The sequence below is a fragment of the Trinickia camelliae genome, from assembly GCF_053525655.1.
In genome coordinates this window covers 35209-53967 of record NZ_JBCHAA010000019.1, presented here as the reverse complement: position 1 = coordinate 53967, position 18759 = coordinate 35209, and the positions used below count along the sequence as shown (strand labels likewise).

The 18759-nt window shown below is 61.8% G+C and carries 18 protein-coding genes; 6 read left to right on the top strand and 12 right to left on the bottom strand.

Features of this window, described 5'->3' with window-relative positions; all coding sequences use genetic code 11:
* Window positions 1–3 precede the first annotated feature (3 nt).
* The 9 genes from AAHK20_RS27240 to AAHK20_RS27200 all read right to left on the bottom strand — a co-directional run bounded on the left by AAHK20_RS27240 (window position 4) and on the right by AAHK20_RS27200 (window position 5619).
* Window positions 4–984 (bottom strand): NAD(P)H-dependent flavin oxidoreductase, encoded by a 981-nt coding sequence (locus tag AAHK20_RS27240; protein WP_449184594.1) that lies wholly within the window; start codon window positions 982–984, stop codon window positions 4–6.
* Between the two features lie 195 nt (window positions 985–1179).
* Complete coding sequence (locus AAHK20_RS27235) at window positions 1180–1641, bottom strand: MarR family winged helix-turn-helix transcriptional regulator (RefSeq protein WP_449184593.1); 462 nt, start codon at window positions 1639–1641, stop codon at window positions 1180–1182.
* 117 nt (window positions 1642–1758) lie between these two features.
* On the bottom strand, window positions 1759–1968 hold the full coding sequence (locus AAHK20_RS27230; protein ID WP_449184592.1) for a hypothetical protein: 210 nt from the start codon (window positions 1966–1968) through the stop codon (window positions 1759–1761).
* A gap of 93 nt (window positions 1969–2061) precedes the next feature.
* On the bottom strand, window positions 2062–2226 hold the full coding sequence (locus AAHK20_RS27225; RefSeq protein WP_449184591.1) for a hypothetical protein: 165 nt from the start codon (window positions 2224–2226) through the stop codon (window positions 2062–2064).
* Window positions 2227–2440: 214 nt separating this feature from the next.
* Entirely contained in the window at window positions 2441–2755 is a 315-nt protein-coding gene (locus AAHK20_RS27220) for a DUF4148 domain-containing protein (protein WP_449184590.1), read from the bottom strand.
* Between the two features lie 291 nt (window positions 2756–3046).
* Window positions 3047–4384, bottom strand: a complete 1338-nt coding sequence (locus AAHK20_RS27215) for a sensor histidine kinase (protein WP_449184589.1) — start codon at window positions 4382–4384, stop codon at window positions 3047–3049.
* Complete coding sequence (locus AAHK20_RS27210) at window positions 4381–5121, bottom strand: response regulator (protein WP_449184588.1); 741 nt, start codon at window positions 5119–5121, stop codon at window positions 4381–4383. The genes AAHK20_RS27215 and AAHK20_RS27210 overlap by 4 nt, the downstream gene beginning before the upstream one ends.
* 7 nt (window positions 5122–5128) lie before the next feature.
* The gene (locus tag AAHK20_RS27205; RefSeq protein ID WP_449184587.1) at window positions 5129–5251 is read right to left on the bottom strand and encodes a hypothetical protein; all 123 of its coding nucleotides are present in this window, start codon (window positions 5249–5251) and stop codon (window positions 5129–5131) included.
* Window positions 5248–5619, bottom strand: a complete 372-nt coding sequence (locus AAHK20_RS27200) for a GFA family protein (RefSeq protein WP_449184586.1) — start codon at window positions 5617–5619, stop codon at window positions 5248–5250. Before AAHK20_RS27200 ends, AAHK20_RS27205 begins: the two co-directional genes overlap by 4 nt.
* A 206-nt stretch (window positions 5620–5825) precedes the next feature.
* Here AAHK20_RS27200 and AAHK20_RS27195 point away from each other — a divergent pair, with 206 nt between their 5' ends.
* A complete protein-coding gene (locus AAHK20_RS27195; RefSeq protein WP_449184585.1) occupies window positions 5826–6377 on the top strand; it encodes a thioredoxin family protein in 552 nt (183 codons plus the stop codon).
* A 72-nt stretch (window positions 6378–6449) separates the two neighbouring features.
* Here the strand turns inward: AAHK20_RS27195 and AAHK20_RS27190 are convergent, their stop codons facing one another.
* Together AAHK20_RS27190 and AAHK20_RS27185 are read right to left on the bottom strand one after the other, a co-directional pair.
* A complete protein-coding gene (locus tag AAHK20_RS27190) occupies window positions 6450–9908 on the bottom strand; it encodes a hypothetical protein (protein WP_449184584.1) in 3459 nt (1152 codons plus the stop codon).
* Window positions 9909–10116: 208 nt separating this feature from the next.
* Window positions 10117–10779, bottom strand: a complete 663-nt coding sequence (locus AAHK20_RS27185) for an NADPH-dependent F420 reductase (protein ID WP_449184583.1) — start codon at window positions 10777–10779, stop codon at window positions 10117–10119.
* A 138-nt stretch (window positions 10780–10917) separates the two neighbouring features.
* Between AAHK20_RS27185 and AAHK20_RS27180 the strand changes: the two genes are divergently transcribed.
* The 4 genes from AAHK20_RS27180 (at window position 10918) to AAHK20_RS27165 (ending at window position 16266) form a co-directional block, all read left to right on the top strand.
* Window positions 10918–11880: a LysR family transcriptional regulator gene (locus AAHK20_RS27180; protein WP_449184582.1), complete on the top strand. Its 963-nt coding sequence runs from the start codon at window positions 10918–10920 to the stop codon at window positions 11878–11880.
* A gap of 527 nt (window positions 11881–12407) precedes the next feature.
* On the top strand, window positions 12408–13649 hold the full coding sequence (hpnI, locus tag AAHK20_RS27175; RefSeq protein ID WP_449184692.1) for a bacteriohopanetetrol glucosamine biosynthesis glycosyltransferase HpnI: 1242 nt from the start codon (window positions 12408–12410) through the stop codon (window positions 13647–13649).
* Between the two features lie 113 nt (window positions 13650–13762).
* Complete coding sequence (locus AAHK20_RS27170; RefSeq protein WP_449184581.1) at window positions 13763–14800, top strand: lysylphosphatidylglycerol synthase domain-containing protein; 1038 nt, start codon at window positions 13763–13765, stop codon at window positions 14798–14800.
* Window positions 14801–14925: 125 nt separating this feature from the next.
* Entirely contained in the window at window positions 14926–16266 is a 1341-nt protein-coding gene (locus AAHK20_RS27165; RefSeq protein ID WP_449184580.1) for a chloride channel protein, read from the top strand.
* 41 nt (window positions 16267–16307) lie between these two features.
* On the opposite strand, the gene AAHK20_RS27160 is transcribed toward AAHK20_RS27165, so the two are convergent.
* Window positions 16308–17216 carry a LysR family transcriptional regulator gene (locus AAHK20_RS27160; protein WP_449184579.1) on the bottom strand — a complete coding sequence of 303 codons (909 nt, stop codon included), beginning with the start codon at window positions 17214–17216 and terminating at the stop codon, window positions 16308–16310.
* A gap of 696 nt (window positions 17217–17912) precedes the next feature.
* Between AAHK20_RS27160 and AAHK20_RS27155 the strand changes: the two genes are divergently transcribed.
* Window positions 17913–18671: an N-acyl amino acid synthase FeeM domain-containing protein gene (locus AAHK20_RS27155; RefSeq protein WP_449184578.1), complete on the top strand. Its 759-nt coding sequence runs from the start codon at window positions 17913–17915 to the stop codon at window positions 18669–18671.
* Window positions 18672–18759 lie beyond the last annotated feature (88 nt).

Below are 18759 nucleotides of genomic sequence, written 5' to 3'. Positions count from 1 at the left end.
GAGTTAAGCCTCATGGCGCTGCTTGTACGAGGAATAGCCGAGGATGTCGCGCATTTCCTCAACGACATTCATGACGATCGTCTTGGCCGGCAAGATCTCGTGGATCAATCCCGCGGACTCGCCAGCAATTACGGCAGCCGTGTCGTAAAGGTGATTCGCGCGCGCCTCCTGATAGCGAGGTTGTTCGACATGCAATTGCTGCAGCAACTCTCGCTCGCGTCCGCACCACTTGTCCGAAAACGCGTTGCGCAGCACGCGGCCTGAATATGGCGCCGGCCATACGTTGTTGCGAGCCATGTCGAACAGAATGCTTCGTATGGTTTCCTCGCCGCCGTTGCACGCGACGATGCGCAGCTTGGCGTCGTCGTCGCCAATCGCTTCCTCGCTCGCGTAGAAACGGGTTCCCATCGCGATGCCCGAAGCGCCGAGCGCGAGCGCGGCGGCGAAACCCCGGCCATCCGCGATGCCGCCGGCCGCGACGACCGGCACTTTGTCGCCGACGGCGTCGACGATCGCGGGAACGAGCGAGATCGTGCCGCACGCGATGCCGTGGCCGCCGCCTTCGGCGCCCTGCCCGACGATGATGTCCGCGCCGTATTCCACGGCCTCGCGCGCCATGGCGGCGGTTTGAACCTGGCAGATCGTGAGAATGCCGGCCTTCTTCGTCTTCGCGATGTGCTCGCTCGCATCGCCGAAAGAGAACATGATGGCGGCCGGCTCATGTTCGAGGCAGACGTCGATCAAATGCGGCTGGCGCGACAGGCTCCACGTAATGAACCCCACGCCGACCCGCGCGCCTTGCGCCGCGGCGAATTGCTCGCGCAGCCATGCCTCGTCGCCGTAACCGCCGCCGATAATGCCAAAGCCTCCCGCCTTCGTGACAGCAGCGGCAAGCCGGCCGCCTGCGACCAAGTCCATCGGTGCAAGCAATACCGGATGTTCAACGCCGAGTTGCCGTGCGAGCTGCTCGTATCGCTCAAACATCTTCGTCTCCTAATCGTCGGGATAGGTCGCTATCCCTGATTGAATGCCTCTTCGACAATACTGATGCATCGAACCCGGCATTTGAAACGAATTGTTGAGATAGCAGCGATCGCTCCGACAGATAGCTAGGGCCTGTTCACGCCAGTTGGCGTGAACAGGCCCTAGCGAGCGAAACATCTGAGCGCGGCAGTGCGCTTATTCCTGGTCCCGCACGGATTTGACGAGGTTGTTGCGCAGCGTGACGATCGCCTTTTGGATCTTGGGGAATTCTTCCGGTGTCAGGCCGCAAGCCTCCACGACGTCCATGGACAGGCCCTTTTCGCGCAAGCGCCGCCCGGCCTTCGTCAGACCAACCAGCACCTGACGCTCGTCCTGCGGATCGCGCTGCCTGTGCAAATAGCCCATCGCTTCCAGCTTCTTCAGGATCGGCGTGAGCGTGTTCGATTCGAGAAACAACTTTTCCCCGAGACTGCCGACGGTCTGATTGTCTTCCTCCCACAGCGCAATGATCGTGATGTATTGCGTGTACGTGAGGCCGAGCTCTTCGAGAATCGTCTTGTACGCTTTGCCGAAAGCGAGATTCGCCGAATAGACGGCGAAGCACAGGAAGTCGGATAGCCTCACGGCCTCCGCTTCTGCGTTGTCGGTGGATTTCATCTGTGTCCTCGTTTGCCCGCGCTCGGCGGGAGTCTTAACAAGGACACATTATATAGATCGGATGCGATTTAGTCGCAAGTGCGATAAATTTAGAGCCGCACTTCTGCAGCGCTTCGATCAGTCGTCGAGATCGTCTGGCGAAAACGGACTGTGGGTATCCATCCAGTCATACGATTCGCTGTGGTGCGCCCAAGCCCAATTCCTGGCAATCGCCGTCTTCTCAACCATCGCTTGCGAGACCTCGCTCGATGCCGATTTTGTAGCGCGCCGGACACTCGACCCGCCTTGGGCCTCGATATTCATGACATTCGAAGAGTCGTATTTCATCGTCCATTCCTCTGCAGAATCTCCATGACGTCCATCGTTTTACGTCATGCTTTCATTCAATGTAAGCCGTGCTCATGCTGCCTTCACCGCTCGTCAATGGTGCTCCAGCGCCTCGCATTCCACCGATGCCGCAACCAGCTCGGCAAAACGTTCGAGCGCGTCAACCGAGCTATGCACGGTGCGGTATTCCTGACGCCCGATCTTGGCGTCGAGGACAATCGTCATACCCGACTTACGGGCCAATTCAAGGATGTCCATTTGAGCCTCCGCCGAAGATTTGTGCGACTGAAACAGCAGGCCAAAGCCAGCAACCCATGACCTCAAGATTAATCGTCCTGCGCGCTACATCAATGGACCTGGGGAGAATTCACTGTTTTGGAGTTGAAAACAATGAAGGGGAACTTGAGCGCCATTTGCCGCGATGTAAGCGTCATGCAATCCGGCGAGGCACATGCCTCGCCGGATCGACAACTCAAGGATGGGCATAAATCGGACCGAGCCCTGCGATTTCGGTTTGCTGCGCGTGCGAACCGGAAGCCGACGTCGCATCCATCGGCGCACCGTAGGACGTCGTCGCCACGCTGTTCTGCGCGCTGATGCGAGCTTCAGCGGCTTGGATGTTCATCGGATATTGCGTTTCATCGCTGGCCGGGTTGTAGCCGGCCTTTTGCAGTTGAACCAGGTCCGCGCGCACTTGGGCACGGGTGACCGGTTGCGCGGACTGTGCGAACGAGACGGCCGGGATGGCGACGACAGCGGCGATGATGAGCGATTGAACGAGCTTCATGGTGTACCTCCAGAGAGTCAGTTTTTAAAAACACCGTTTGCGCTTTGGCGCGATCGATGCCGCTTCGGATTGCCGCTGATTCGAACTCGTCATCAGCTGCTGTCCTTGCGTTAGGTGTATTTGAACTCTCTGAGGTATCTGGCTTATTTCCGGAATGCCCGGTTTTGCAATGTTTTGTATTCGTGCGCCAGATAGACAAACTGCGATACAAACATCTGGCGGGTTCGTGTGATCGACGATTGGCCGACGTGTCATGCCGCTTGCGAGGCTGGCAGTCCCATCGACTGCCGTTCAGCCCCGGTTCTTTAGCGTCAGCCGCGCTTCGAGCCCGCCGCCCGGCCGGTTATGCAGCGACAACGCGGCATTCATCGCGAGCGCGAGCTGCCGGGCAATCGCGAGGCCCAAGCCCGTTCCACCCGTATGGCGATTGCGCGACGTTTCGAGCCGGTAGAACGGCTCGAATACCGCGTCCAGCGATTCCGGCGGAATACCGGGCCCTCGGTCGAGCACCGAGATCGTCACTTGTCCGTCCTGGTCCGCTTGCGCATTGATCTCGGCCGACCCGCCGTATTTCAACGCGTTGTCGACCAGGTTCCCGACGATCCGCTTCAAAGCCTGCGGCCGCGTGACCAGCGCGATATCGACGCGGCCTTCCAAGGAGACCGGCTGCCCAGCATCGACGTAGTCGTAGACCAGGCTGTCGAGCAGCGCATCCGGATCGATGCGGCGCGGCGCTTCAGCCGCGCCGTGCAACGTGCGCGCGTAAGTGACGCCTTCCTTGACGAGATTCTCCATTTCGAGCAAGTCCTGTCGCAGCTTGGCGCTCTCGGCGTTGTCGTCGATCACGTCGAGGCGAAGGCGCATGCGCGTGATCGGCGTTTGCAGATCATGAGAGATCGCGGCGAGAATCTGCATGCGTTCGGTCATATAGAGCCCGATGCGGTCCTGCATCGCATTGAACGCCCGCGCCGCGCGCGCGACTTCCGACGGACCCTCTTCCGGCAAGCGCGACGCTTTCAAATCCGGACCCAGCGTATCGGCGGCTTTCGCCAATTGATGCAGCGGACGCGTCGCCACGCGCACCGCAAGCCAACAGCAGGCGGCCAGCACGGCCAACTGCAGCACCAGCACGACCGGCAGCCAGCCCGATAGCGGAATGCCCGATATCGGACGAATGTCGATGGTGAGCGGCGAGCCGTCGCTCAAACGCAAATGGACCTGCAGATGTTCGCGCGTGCCGGGAATCGCGTTCACGGTCAGCGGATAGGCTTTGCCGATGCCGTCGTCGATCGCGCGCGCCACTTGCTCGGACAGTCGCGCATCGGGCGGATTGCCCGTTTCGCCGGGCCCGAGGATGAAGCCGTAGCTGCGCCGTGCGAGCCGCGGCAGCCACGCCGCGCGTTCGTCCGGCGGCAAATGATCGAGCAACGCCACCGAACTCGCGACCTCGCGATCGACGTAGTTCATCATCATGTGCTCCGTCGCCGCGTCGCGCTCGGTCACCGTGAGCCAGAACGACATCGTTTGCGCGAGCACGAGCCCCACGCAGAGGATCAGCGCAAGCCTCGCAAACAGGGTACGCGGCCAGTGCCACGACGGCCACGAAGGCCACGTCAAGGGTGTCGTCATGGCGTGCCTTCGATCATCGTCACCGCCGCCGAGAATACATAGCCTTCGCTGCGCAGCGTCTTGATGTAGCGAGGTTCGCGCGCCTCGTCGCGCAGGCGCTGACGCAATCGGCTGACCAGCAAGTCGATCGAGCGGTCGAACGCATCGGCTTGGCGTCCCTGCGTCAGGTTGAGCAGCTGGTCGCGCGTCAACACGCGCTGCGGATGATCGAGAAAGACGCGCAGCAAGCGATACTCCGCGCCGCTCAGCGCGACCATCGTGCCTTCCGCATCGAGCAGGTGCCGCGCGGTGGTGTCGAGACGCCAGTCGCCGAAGCTCAGCATCGGCGACGCTTCCGTCACCTGCATGCCGGGCGGCAGCATGCGCGCGCGGCGCAGCACGGCGCGGATGCGCGCGAGCAGCTCGCGCACCGCGAATGGCTTCGCAAGGTAGTCGTCGGCGCCCATTTCGAGGCCGACGATACGATCGGTCTCCTCGCTTAGCGCGGTGAGCATCAGCACGGGCACGGTGCGGAATTTGCCGGCGCGCAATTCCCGGCACAAGACAAGTCCGTCTTCGCCGGGCAGCATCAAGTCCAGCACGATCAGATCGGGCGCGCCGAACTCCAGCGCAGCCCGCATTTCGCGGCCGTTGGCGGCAAGCGAAACGCGTATGCCGTTCTTCTCGAGATAGGTGCCGACGAGTTCGCGAATAGCCCGGTCGTCGTCGACGAGCAGGACGTGGTCGATTTTATCCATCGCGAAATCATACCTTTTGGCGCTTGACCCGGATGCGGCTCGCGGTGATCAGCGTGCACTGCACGGGGTGCGCGATTTCCGCGGCGAGCCCGCCCGCAAGGAGGAAGGCGATTGCAAAGAGCCGCTTCATGCATCCTCCACGACCGAAAGGCTTGCCCCATCCGCTACGCCCGCTTCCAACGCATACGGGTCGACGCCTTCGAGACAACCGATGTTGACGCGCCAAAGCAGTGGATCTTTACGCGTCTGATGAAATGGATAAATACCGCAGTGCTTGCAGAAATAGTGCTTCGCCACGCGCGTATTGAACTGATACAGCGTCAGCGCATCCTCGCCGCTGACGATCTTCAGCTGATCGGCGGCGAACCCCGGCGTCATCAGCGCGCCCTTGCGGCGGCACAGGCTGCAATTGCAGCGCGATGCGGGCGTGATCGGCGTACGGACTTCGAATTTCACGGCCCCGCAATGGCAAGACCCGTGCAGCAGTTCAGCGCTCATCTGGCTCTCCTCGTTCAGTAATTTGAGTAACGCCTGCTTTATAGCGCAATCGGCGCGGCGCTTTGTATCGCACTGTATCTGGCGGATGCCGGGATACAAAACATTGCACTGGCGCGGCGCGGCGGACACAAGCGGGATACGGCGGAGCGTTCCAATGCGTTCATGCCAATTCCGGCTTATCTGCGCGCTAGACAAAGGATGCCACTATGTTCTCTCGATTCAAGACCGCTCTCGCCGTTTCGACGGTTGCCGCCGGCGCCCTGTTTGCCGTGTTCTCGGCAAGCCGTGGCGCAACCGCTGCGCTGCCAATCGAACGCAACAGCACTGCCCCCGAATTCACCGGCATCGACAAATGGCTCAACAGCCAGCCGCTGACCATGCAGCAATTGCGCGGCAAAGTGGTGCTCGTCGATTTCTGGACGTACTCGTGCATCAACTGCATCCATACGCTGCCGTATGTGCAGAGCTGGTATCAGAAGTACAAGGACCAGGGCCTCGTCGTGGTCGGCGTGCATACGCCGGAGTATCCGTTCGAGCGCGAGACCGACAAGGTGAGCGCCGCCCTCAAGCAATACGGTCTCACCTACCCCGTGGCGCAGGATAACGAGTACGCGACGTGGAACGCCTACGGCAACCAGTACTGGCCTGCGCTCTATCTGATCGACAAGAACGGAAAGGTGGTCTACAGCCACTTCGGAGAAGGCAACTACGAGCATACCGAAGCGGAAATTCGGGCTGAGTTGGCGAAAACCAATTGAAGTGATGCGGTCGATTCGGTATACCGAATATCACATGCGGTATACCAGATCAACGTCGACCGCCCCCCGCCGCTAAACGGTGCCGCTGGTTCCTTCCGGGGGCTGCGCGAGCGCCTGTTCGTACGCCGCGCGGTTTCCGTAGAACGCTTTAATTCCATCGGGCAAGTCTTCCCACGGCATCAATGCGCCGCTGGAAGTCGCCGGTAATGGCTGTGGCGTTGTGGTGGTGTTCTGGACCGGCTGATTGCCTGTGGTGCCGTTTGTTGTGCTCGACGAGGCCACGGGCGGCAGCGGCGGGTTCGATGGCGGCAACGGATGGGCCGTCGTCGCCGAGGTTGTCGTCGTTGCGTTTGTCGTCGTTGCGTTTGTCGTCGTTGCGTTCGTTGTCGTCGCGTTCGTTGTCGTCGCGTTCGTCGTCGTTGCGTTCGTCGTCGTCGCGTTCGTCGTCGTCGCAGTCACCGCCACCGGCGCCGGCAGCTTGCTCGCATCGCCGCCGTGCAAGGCAAACGTGCGTCCGGTTTGCGTGTCGTGGCACAGCACGCCCGCGATCTGCGCATTCGGGTCGTCGTGCCCGGCGCCCACGCGTTGCGCCGCCTCCGCGCCCGACGACGGCACGATCTTGACCGTCGCGCCCGGCTTGCCGAACACCTGCCCCGCGATGCGGACGATGTCGTCGCGATGCTGCGTCACGTCGACATGCGTCCCGGGTGCGCCTGCCGTCACGTGCGCGATCACGCGGCGGCGAGCCTCCACGACCTTGTGGTTCATCGCGCTCGACGCGGAATCGGTCTTGCCCGAGAAGTTCTGATGGAGCGCATGCAGCATCGAATCGAGGCCCGGCGTACCGGCGTTGTCGATGACGTGGACGCCGACGTCCTCGAGGTTGCGCCGCCACGTCAACGGCTCGTCGGCGCTTGCCTGATGAGCCGGCATGCGGTCGGCAACCGCCGATGCGTTGTCGCGCCCCGGCTGATCGAGCGTCTGCGTCGAGAAGCGCCGCCGCAAGTTCTCGCCAAACAGATGGCCTTCGAGCCACGTGGCCGCGCCCTTCTTCCCTTTCCCTTGCAGTTGCTCGATTTCGGTCTCGCTGAATTGGAAATCGCGCAGCATGTTGCGTGCGTTCACGGCCCGTTGTCCGTCGCCGAACAGGTCCGCCACGAATTGGCGCGTCGCGAACGATGGATTGTCCTGTGCGAAACGCTGATGCAGATCGCGTGCGATGTCCTGCTGCGGCTGTCCCGTATAGCGAGCGGTATCGAAGCCGTAGTCGACTGGCGTCGCGCCCGTCGAAAGGCGGTGAGCCAGCGAGTCGATGCCCGCGGACGGGTTGTAGGACACATCGTCGATGAAGTGTGCCTTGAGGGTCTCGTAGGTCTCGTTTGGATCGGACAGGTTGTTGATTCCAGCGAGCGCGTCGTTGTGGCTGGCAGTCGCTTCCGCTCCGATGAAGTTCAGCGCGTGCTGCTTCTGCAGATCCGTCCCGTACCCGGCGCCCTCTTCGGCCACCACGCGCAGCGCGATCAGCGCATTCGCCTCCGGGTTTTTCTGCGCGAGAAACGCGCGCGCTTCGTCGTGCTTTCCGGCGCGCTCCAGCGTATCGACCTTATTGATTTCCGAGTCGCTCAACTTCAATTCGTCGCGCAGAAATCGCTGCGGATTGCGCAAGCGCCCCGTGTCGGAGCCGCCTGTCGCGATTCGCTCGTGCACCTGCGGCAAGGCATGCAGCAACGCCTCTTCGCGCATCGCGGCGCTGACCGGCTGCGCGTTCTTCTGGTTGATCAGGCTGACCAAACCGCGCCGCCCGGCATAGGCGAGATAGACCGGATTCAACACCGCGCGCGTGGCGCTGATACCCGCCGCCGCAGCCGGATTCACGGCCAACTCCGCGATACCGGCCGCTGCGTTGACCGCGCCGTAACCAATCTGGACTTTTGCGTGGCGCTTTTCCTCTTTCAGCGCCGTGAGCGTGCTGTCCTGGTGCGCGAGAATGTGCGCGCGCAGCGTGTCGGGCGGTTCGGGCTGCAGATGCATGCGTCCGGTCTGCAGCGGCAGCACTTTCTGGTTGTAGCGCACCTTCATCGCATCGAGACGATCGAGGCTCGCGCCGTTCGCAAACTGCTTGACGAGCGCCGCGCGAATATCCGAGCGCTGGTGCTTCGTGGTGGGCAGCGTCGCATCTTGTTTCCAGAAGCGCCACGAGCCGAAGTGCAGCGTCGATTGCAAGCGCGTCTTGTCTTCCGGCGAGAGCGTCGCATAGCGTTGCGCGAACGCCTGCCCCTTGCCGGACGACGCCACGGCCCTCAAAGTGTTCGCGCTGAATTGGCTGGGGTCGATCTGCGCGTCGCGCAACGCGTGTTCGGCGGCGACAACGCTGGGCGATGCTTTTGCACCGAGCGCTTCCTTGCGCACGGTCTTCAGCTTGTCGATCACAGCCGCCGAGCGCCCAGGACGAACGTTCTCGCCGATGAACGCATCGATCACGTCTTCGCGCGCCGCGTGGCGCATGCTCGCGGTGTTCAGATTGGTCGTGCGGCCCATATTGAGGACCTGCATGGCATTGCGCTGGCCGGAAAAATGCAGCAGCTTCGCGAAACGCGGCTGACCGAACGGCCCGAGCGCGTTGTAGTTGTCGAGAAAGCGCGACACTTGCGCGTCGCTTCGCGTGCGCAAGATCCCGTAGACTTCCGGGCTGATTTTGCTGTCCCTGGCTGCAAACGCGTCGTCGAGCCGGCGCATCACCGGGCTTTGCGAGTCGGTTCGTCCGCTTGCGGGCTGACGCACCGCCGAGCGCAACGCCTGCATGCGATCCACGGAACGGTCGACTTTCGCGCTTTGCAGCGCCCCCGCCGCGATGTACATCGCGCCCGAGCCGATCGCCAAGCCGCCGTCCGCGTTCATTGCGTCGGGCTTGGAGCCGTAAAGCGAATGCCCCGTCTCGGCCGTATGAATACGGCCCGCGAGCCCCAGCGCGCCAAGTCCGACGTCGCGGATCGCGCCCGGCGTGGCGCGCACGAGGTTGCCCTTCGCCTGTTGGTGCGCGCTCAGCGCATCCTTGCCGGCCAGGCTGCCCGGCTCCTCAGTCTTCACATCCTTGCTGGTCTTGGCGAGCGCGAACGCTTTATTGGCGAAACCCACGGCCGTCGATGCAACATCGAGCCCCGACGGCAACATGCCGATATCGTTCGTGGCGGAGGAAACCGCATTGGTCACCTCGTTCGCGCCATGAAACGTGCTGGCGAGGCCGGCCCCGTCCGAGGTCGCATTGCTGCCGGCCCACAGCTCGTAGCCGGCCGACGCGGTAGGCCCGAGCACCGGTTCGGTCTTCTCGAGTCCCGTCTTGACGCCGTCCACCGCCTTGCCGCCCGCGCGCTTGGCGCCGTTCGCCAACGCGCCGAGCATCGAATGCTTGGGCGTGCTCGTGGCCTGCGGCTGGGCAGACGTGCCCTGCGCGTTGCCGGACGTCTGGTTCCCTTCGGACTGGTTGATCGTGTGCCCGTTGGAATTGGATGAATTGCTGATGGGCGTCGACATGCCTTGTCTCCTGTAGGGCGCAACGGAAGGCACTCGACAACGCTTGCCGGTCGTGCGCTTCGTTTGGCGCTTGACCCTTCAGTACACCCGAACGGCAGCGCCGGCTCGCTACAGGAACGGAAGTTCCGTTCGGCGATCCGAAGTTTCGCCTGGCGCGGCAAGGGTCAGGCGACTGACTTGTCTAGGCAAAAGCGGGGCGTGCTTGGGCTCACGAAGGAACCGCATGACCCGTTCCTGTTGCCGTATCGCGTAACAGCGACAGCCCGATCCGCGTGCCGAATCCGCCCTTGTAAGCGAGTTGCACGAGCAGCATCGCCGCGGGCTCGACAAAGCGCGCGAGCATCAGCGGGCCGGCATCGACAGGTTCAGCACCGATCTCGTCGAGCAGCTTCGCCACGATGCCCCGCGCATCGCTGTCGTCGCCGCACACGAACACGGCCGCGCGATCGACGCCTATCAGCAGGCTAGGCGAATGCAGCGTCTGAGCGAACGGCGGTATCGCCTTGACGACCGTCGCCCACGGCGCGAGCTTCGCGACCTCTTCCGCGCCCGACGTATGCGTGCCGATTGCGAGGCCGCTCATGTCCGGTTTGAGTGCGTTGGTGCAATCCCACAGGACTTTCCTTTGCGTCACGCTTCCCACCTGCGCCAAGGCTTCGGAAGTGACGCCCCAAGGCGTGGCCAAGACGACCACGTCGGCAAAACGCACGGCCTCCTCGACCGTGCCGACGCTCGCGCCGAGCGCCGCCGCCGTCTCGTGAAGCTTGGCCATGTCGAGACTGAAGCTCAGCATGACCGAATGGCCGCGCGGCACGAGATGCCTCGTCAACCCTTTCCCGACATTGCCCCCACCGATGATCCCGATCTTCACGATCCATCCTCCTTGACGTGACTTGCATGACGAGCCGCCAGCGAGATCGCGGCTCGCATCGCGACGTTCATTCTCGGCGCGGCAGCCGTCCTGGTCTATGCTGCTAAGCGGTGAAACAGTTGTGAGCTACGGTCGAAAATGAAAAACAGCGCAAGCGGTTCCATCGATCTTTTCAGGGCGTTGAAGACCTTCACCGCGACGGTCGAGTCGGAGAATTTTTCGGCGGCGGGCCGCCAGCTCGGCGTGACGCCCGGCGCCGTGAGCAAACAGATCGGCCTTCTCGAAGCGTCGCTCGGCTGTCGCTTGTTTCAACGCACGACGCGGCATCTGTCCGTCACCGAGGAAGGCAGGCGTCTCTACATGATGGTGCAGCAACCGGCGCAACAGATCGAAGACGCGATCGCCGCGCTGTCCGCCGATGAGACGCAGGTCGGCGGCCTCGTGAAAGTGTCGTTGCCGCTTGCGTTTAGCCGCGTCGCGCTATTGCCCGTGTTGGACAAGTTTCGCGAGCGCCATCCGCACGTCACGCTCGATCTGCGATTCGAAAATCGCCACGTGGATCTCGTGTCGGAAGGATTCGACTGCGCGATCGGCAAGTTGCACGATACCGATTCGAGCGTGGTCGCCCGCACGCTCGCACCGCTGACGCTAGTGCTATGCGCAGCGCCCGCTTATTTGACGCGCAACGGCGAGCCGCAATCCGTCGACGACCTGGAACGCCATGAGCTCATCGTGTTCCGCTCGCCGAGTTCGGGACGCATTCAGCCCTGGAAACTGCGCTCGAGAAACAAGGAAGCGATCATTCAGCCCCGCTCCCATTTGATCGTCACCGACACCGAAGCGATGACGGAGCTCGCGGTTGCCGGGTGCGGCATCGTCCTGCTCGGCGCGCATCATGCGGCGCCGCTGATTGCGGCGGGCAAGCTCAAATGCGTGCTGCCCAAATTCAGCGACAAACGCAGCGACATTTGCATCTACTACGCGGCGCGCAAACACCTGCCGCCGCGCGTAGCGGCCTTTGTCGAGTTCGTTGTCGAAGAGGTGAGGCAGAGCGAAGTGCTCAAGCGCGCAAGCACGTTAACGCGTCAGCGCTTAAGCTGACAACACTTTGGAAACAGACAGAACACTCGGCCCCCGATCGGTAAAAGCAAGCGCGGCGTTTGTAACTCACGGTAAAACTGTCCGGCTTCGCGCCCGATCAAATCGTCATCATCCGGCGGGAGAATGCGCAAGAATACAGCCTGCTAAACGTCTCGCCTCGTTGCGCCTCGCAAGAAAAATGAAAGTGCGCCTGATATCTACCTTTATGCATATCGCCGCATTCGTTCACAAAACCACTCCGGTTGCGCGTCGATCGAATACTATTCGACATGGCCGAACGCTAAGGAAGTGGCTCTCGCACGACACCGCAACACCCCTCGACGTTCAGCCGGGACGCGTGAGAACCTATAAAAGCCAGGGGAAAGCTAATGGCAGACTCGCGACTGCAGGGTAAACCTGAGTATGACGGCATCACACGCTTTCGCAGATCACGTATTTCCTTCTATTCGTCGCACCGGTCGTTCGCTTTCGGCTCTCGCATGAAACGCGATCTACACGCGCCGTTCGAGTCCGCTCGTTCAGACGGCATGGCGACGATGCGCCGCGTATGGCGCGCCGGCCTGATTGGTCTGCTCATTGCGGGCGCGCTGATCGCGTTTGAAAAAACGCCGCGCGCCGACCATTGGCTCTTTGTCGGAATGACCTACATCTGCGGCACGGCCGCGGTCCTCGGCATCGTGTACACGCTGCTCGCGACCGTTTTGATCCGGCGCTTCTTTGCGCGCGCGAGCGCCGAGCCGACGAGCTTCCCGCCGGTGACGATCGTCAAGCCGCTGCACGGCGAGGAATGGGCGCTGCTCGACAATCTGTCCAGCTTCTGCAAGCAAAACTACCCTGGCCCGGTGCAATTCCTCTTCGGCGTACACGACTCGCAAGACCCGGCGCTCAAAACTGTAGACGAATTGCGCAGACGCTTTCCCAAGGCCGATATCGCCGTCGTCGCCGATGCGCGCTTGTACGGTCCCAACCGGAAAATCAGCAACGTCGTCAACATGCTGCCGCAAGCACGGCACGACATGCTGGTCTTTGCCGACAGCGACGTCAGCGTCGGGCCGAACTATCTGCGCCATGTGATCGGCGAGTTGCAAAAGCCCGGCGTGGGGCTCGTCACTTGCGTGTATCGCGGGCAACCCGATCCCGGCTTCTGGCCGCGTCTATCGGTGAAGGCCACCAACTATCAGTTTCTACCGAGCGTCGTGACGGGTCTCGCGCTCGGCTTGGCGCGCCCGTGCTTTGGACAGACCATCGCGATGCGGCGCGAGACGTTCGACAAGATCGGCGGCTTCGCGCAATTCGTCCATCATCTGGCCGAGGATCACGCGATCGGCGAAGCGGTGCGCAAGATCGGCGAGAAAGTAGTCATTCCACCCTTCACCGTCTCGCATGGGTGCGTGGAAAACAGCGCCCCGAAACTGGTCGCGCACGAGTTGCGCTGGAGCCGCACGATCCGCACCATCGACCCCATCGGTCACTTGGGTTCGGCATTGATCCATCCGTTCGCCTTTGCGATGCTTGCCGTTTTGCTTTCGGGCGGCGCCGCATGGTCGTGGGCCGTTGCGCTGGCCGCGCTGCTGACACGCTTTGCGCTCATATGGCAAACGGATCGCACGCTGCGCCAGCCGCACGCGGACCTGTGGCTGCAACCGCTATGGGACATCGTGTCGTTCATGATCTTCGTGGCCAGCTATTTCTCGACACGCGTGGTCTGGCGCGGCTTCCGTTTCAAGGTCGACGGCAACGGCTTGCTGTCGCCGGTACAGGATGAGTAATTGGTAATGTCGATTCATTTGGACAGCCGCTTGCGCTGTTGCGGCTGGATACAGTTGCAGCACTTTCGTTTCGACGCCCGCAACGCGGCCACTTCGAAGTCGGTGATTGCCGCATGAGCAAACACCTTGGCCGTATCGCCGCGCTAGCGGGACTGCTGGCGTCGCTCTGGCTCGTCTGGCACAGCAATCCCGGCGCCGTGCTCGGGCTGATGCGCGCCGCGGGCGCCGGTCTCGTGCTGGCCGCGCTCTCCCATGTCTTGCCGATGCTCGCCAACGCGCGCGACTGGCAAACGCTGATACGCGGCGCCAATCGTCCGAGTCTCGCGCGCATGCTGCATCTGGTGTGGCTTCGAGAATCGGTGAACTGCATGTTGCCGGTCGCGCGGATCGGCGGCGAGCTCGTCTCGTTCCGGCTGTTGAAGAAGTACGGCGTGCGGCCGGCGACGGCCGTCGCGAGTCTTGTCGCCGACGTTCAGCTCACGCTGATCAGCCAATTGCTCTTCACGATGTTCGGCATCGGCGTGCTGTTCAGTCACGCGCAATCCGGCGCTGGGCGTCTGGCCGGCGATCTGGCCTGGGGCGTCGTCGCTCTGACGCCGATTCTCGTGCTGTTTTCCTTGGTGCAGCACGCGAGCCCGTTCGAGCGCCTCACGCGTCTGCTCAATCGCATGACGAGCGGCCAGCTCACTGCCCTCGTCGGTCGATCCGCGCAAATTGACCGCTCCATCAAGCTGATCTGGCGGCGGCGCGGCGTGGTGCTCCGCTATTTGTTTTTCTGGCAAACGCTGCAATGCCTCGCCACTGCATTGGAGATCTGGATCGCGCTTTATTTTCTCGGCGCGCAGGTGAGCTTCCTCGAAGCGGTCGTCATCGAGTCGCTGATACAGGCTGTCAGTAGCGCTGCGTTCTTTGTACCTGGAGGTCTCGGCGTTCAGGAGGGCGGCTTCGTCTTGATCGGCGGCGCACTCGGCCTCGATCCGTCGACTTGCCTCGCGCTTGCGGGCGCGCGGCGCATCCGCGATCTGCTGATCTATGTGCCCGGCTTGTTTGCATGGCAGGTTGCCGAATCGTCCGGCTCGCTGCTTACGCGACTGTCCAGCATGCTGCCTGCGTTTCTGAACACAAATCGGCATCGGCAAGAACAAAACTAAACATCAGCCTTGCCGAGACGGCTTCGCCTTGCGCCTATGCAGTGCGCGCATCAAAAGGTGAGAAAAATCAATTTGTCTCATGCGTCGTTGCTCAATAGGATGGCGGCATTCCAAACCGCTTTCCCATGCGCAACGCCATGCCAACCACTCCGACCACGCAAGCCAAGACGCTTCGCGACCGAAGCCCCCTCGGCGCACTTATCGCGGTCACGCTCCTGACGGGCGTCGGCGCCGGCCTTGGCGGCATGCTGCTCGCGTTGTTGCTGCATTGGATTCAGCACATCGCTTACGGCTTTAGCGTCGATCATGTGATCAGCAGCGAAAGCTTCTTGCAAGGCGTGAGCGCCGCCGCGCCGCAGCGGCGCCTGATGGCGCTCACGGTTTGCGGCAGTGTCGCGGGCGCCGGCTGGTGGGCGCTCTATCGTTTCGGACGTCCGCTCGTCAGCATCAAGAAAGCCGTCAAGGCAGACGATCCGCGCATGCCTGTCGTGAGCACGACGGTTCATGCGCTCTTGCAGATCGTGACCGTCGCGTTGGGCTCGCCGCTGGGGCGCGAAGTCGCGCCGCGCGAGATCGGCTCGATGTGGGCCGGCTGGGTGTCGCATCGCGCCGGATTGAGCGCTGCCGAGAGCCGCATCATGGTGGCTTGCGGCGCGGGCGCCGGTCTCGCCGCGGTTTATAACGTGCCGCTTGGCGGCGCGATCTTCGTGCTCGAAGTGCTGCTGGGCACTTTTGGTTGGCCGGCGCTGGTGCCGGCCATCGTGACGTCAGCCGTGGCCGCGGTCGTGGCGTGGGTCGGGCTCGGAAACGAGCATCAGTATCGGGTTGCGCAGCTCGCGGTGAGCAGTCCGCTTTTCGTGTGGTCGTTGTTGTGCGGTCCGGTTTTCGGAGCAGCCGCATGGGGATTCACCAAGCTGATGACGCGAGCGCGTGCGAATGCGCCTAAAGATTGGCGCTTGCCCCTCCTGTCGCTGATTAACTTCGCGGTGATCGGCGTGCTTGCGATGCACTTCCCTCAATTGCCAGGCAACGGAAAGGGCCCCGCAAGTCTCGCGTTCGACAGCAATCTGACCATCGGACTCGCTGCCGCTTTGCTGATCCTCAAGGTCGCCATTTGCGCGAGCAGCCTGCGCGCCGGCGCAGAAGGCGGATTGCTCACCCCGGGTCTCGCTAACGGCGCACTGCTCGCGATCGTGCTTGGCGGCCTGTGGAATCTCGTTTGGCCGGGTACCTCGCAGGGCGCGTTTGCGATCGTCGGCGCAGCGGGGTTTCTCGCGGCATCGATGCAGATGCCGCTCACGGCAATAGTGTTGCTCATGGAATTCACGCGCGTCAGCCACGACTTTCTCATCCCGATTGGCTTGGCCGTGGCCGGATCGGTATCGACATTCAAGCTGCTTTCAGAAGGACGCGTGAGCCTGGCTGCGATGATCCCGGCCGGCGTGGCGAATCGCGAGCGCGTATAGCAACGATTCACGCGCAACCCGTACCGAGCCAGCCGAATCGATCAAAGCCGCAGATCGGGATTGCGCGCCGCCATTTCGATCACCCAATCGGTGAACGCGCGGACCCGCGAGCTAAGGTGCTCGCGATGCGGATAAACGACGGAAATAGGCGTTGGCGGGCAATAGTATGAAGTAAGAATCTCCTTCAATTTCCCTTCGGCGATCAGGTCCGCCACCATGTAGCGCGACGGCTGGATGATCCCGTAGCCGAGCACCCCCGCGGTGATGTAAGTCGAGCCATCGTTGACCGATAGCACGCCATTCATCGGGATCTTGACGAGTTCGCCGCCGATTTCGTATTCGAACGGAAACGTCCTTCCCGTGCGCTGCGATACGTAGTTCACGGCGCGATGCTGGCTCAGGTCTTCCGCCGTGGCCGGTTCGCCGTACTCTTCCAGATAAGCCGGCGACGCGCACGTGACGATCTTCGCATTGCCAACGCGGCGCCCGACGAAACTCGACTCCTCGAGCGCGCCCATGCGGATCACGCAATCGACACCGTCCTGAATCAGATCGATGTTGCGGTCGGCGAGCCCGAGCCGGACCTCGATGAGCGGATACAGCCGGTAGAACTCGTCCAACGCGGGCAACAGCAGCGACCTGGCAATCGTGCCGGACGTGTCGACGCGAATCGTGCCCGACGGGTTCTTGCGCTTGTTCGATAGCGACGAATCGGCGTCGGCGATCTCAGCCAGGATCTTGACGCACTTCTCGTAGTAAAGCGCGCCATCCTCCGTCACGCTGACCTGCCGCGTCGTCCGGTTCAAGAGGCGCACGCCGACGTGTTGCTCCAGCGCTTGCACCAGATTGCTCACCGATCCGCGCGGCAACTCGAGCATCTCGGCCGCCTTGGAAAAACTATTGGTCTCGACGACGCGCGTAAAGACTTCCATCGCCTGAAGGCGGTCCATGCAGGTGCTCCTCCTCGGTAGTTATTCGGCCCCATCACCGAATACTAGCCGGGGATGAATCCCAACTTCAACGGCTGCACATCCTTTGCGCAGGCGTCGCTCGCCAAAACCTTTCAAATAGCTTTAGCGCAATTGTCAAAACCGGATGTGTCGCAATTCAGGACGTTTTCTCACGCTCTGCGAATTAGAGACATACGCATGAATGGAAAACGCAATAACAGCGGCGCGTTGCGTTTCCCACGATTTGGCCTTTTTACGTGTAAAAGTCGAAAGCGCTATTCCATCGGCAACGAATGGAAATCGCCCGAAATTCCTATAACGGCATGCAATCGCCAGGCAACCAGCGCGATGAAACCGCGTACGCGCCAGGCAATCTCACTGTTATTCAGGCTAACGAAAGGTTGCTAACGCAGCGATCCCCTGCCGCTCTTTCAGCTCTCGCGCGCACGCCGCCATCTCAACAGCTGACATCTCAGCCGCATCCGTCTTGCCCCGTCAATGCTGCGCCACGCACTCGCGTCCCCTTCCCGCTGCCGCGATCCGCCAATCTCTCATCGAAAGCCGCAAAAATTGCTCCCGAACCTTCGGTACACCGCACTCCCGAATTTGTCTTCGTGAGACGCTAATCCTGCCGCGCTGCCACGCCACATACGGCCGGCGCTACGGCTCTCCCTCACCAATACAAAGGGGTTCAAAATGAATGCAATGGAAATGATGCAGGATGCTCGCGAACTCGCCAGCAGGCTTGAATTACCGGCTATTCAAGCGCTCCAAAATCCAGAACGGATGCCGTTCTCGATCCGCATTGCGTCCGATGAACGCGATCTAAGGAAATGCGTGGATGTGCGGCGCACGGCATATGGCCGGCACTTGCCGGAGTTTGCGCAAAAGATGGCGGTCGAAGTCTGCGACCGCGAGCCCGGCACGACCGTGCTGCTCGCGGAATCCAAGCTCGACGATGCGCCGATCGGCACGATGCGCATTCAGACCAACGAGTTCGGGCCGCTTCCCGTCGAAAATTCGGTGGACCTGCCGCACCGGTTTGGTGCTGCGCGCCTTGCCGAAGCCACTCGCTTGGGGGTCGCGAACGGCGCCGTCGGCAAGGTCGTGAAAATGATGTTGTTCAAAGCATTGTTCCTCTATTGCGAGCAACAACAAATTGATTGGCTCATTATTACCGCGCGTTCGCCAATCGATCGCGAATACGATGCAATGCTGTTCGAAGATGTTTTTGAGCATCGGCAATTTATGCCGATGGCGCACGTCGGCGGCTTGCCGCATCGGGTCATGGCCGGAGAAGTCGGGGTGGCGCGCCAGCGGTGGGGGGAAGCGAAACACCCACTTTTCAAATTCGTCTTCCAGACACATCATCCGGATATCGATTTGCGCGTACCGAACGATTTATCTTTGAGGCCGGAACCGGTACGATGCCAAGAAGGATCGCGCATTGCTTAATCGAGCTATGGAAATGAAATGAAGCCGCGCTCTAATGTGACCGGGCGCAACAGCGAACGGGTGGCGGCGGGCGAAGATTCGCACCGCC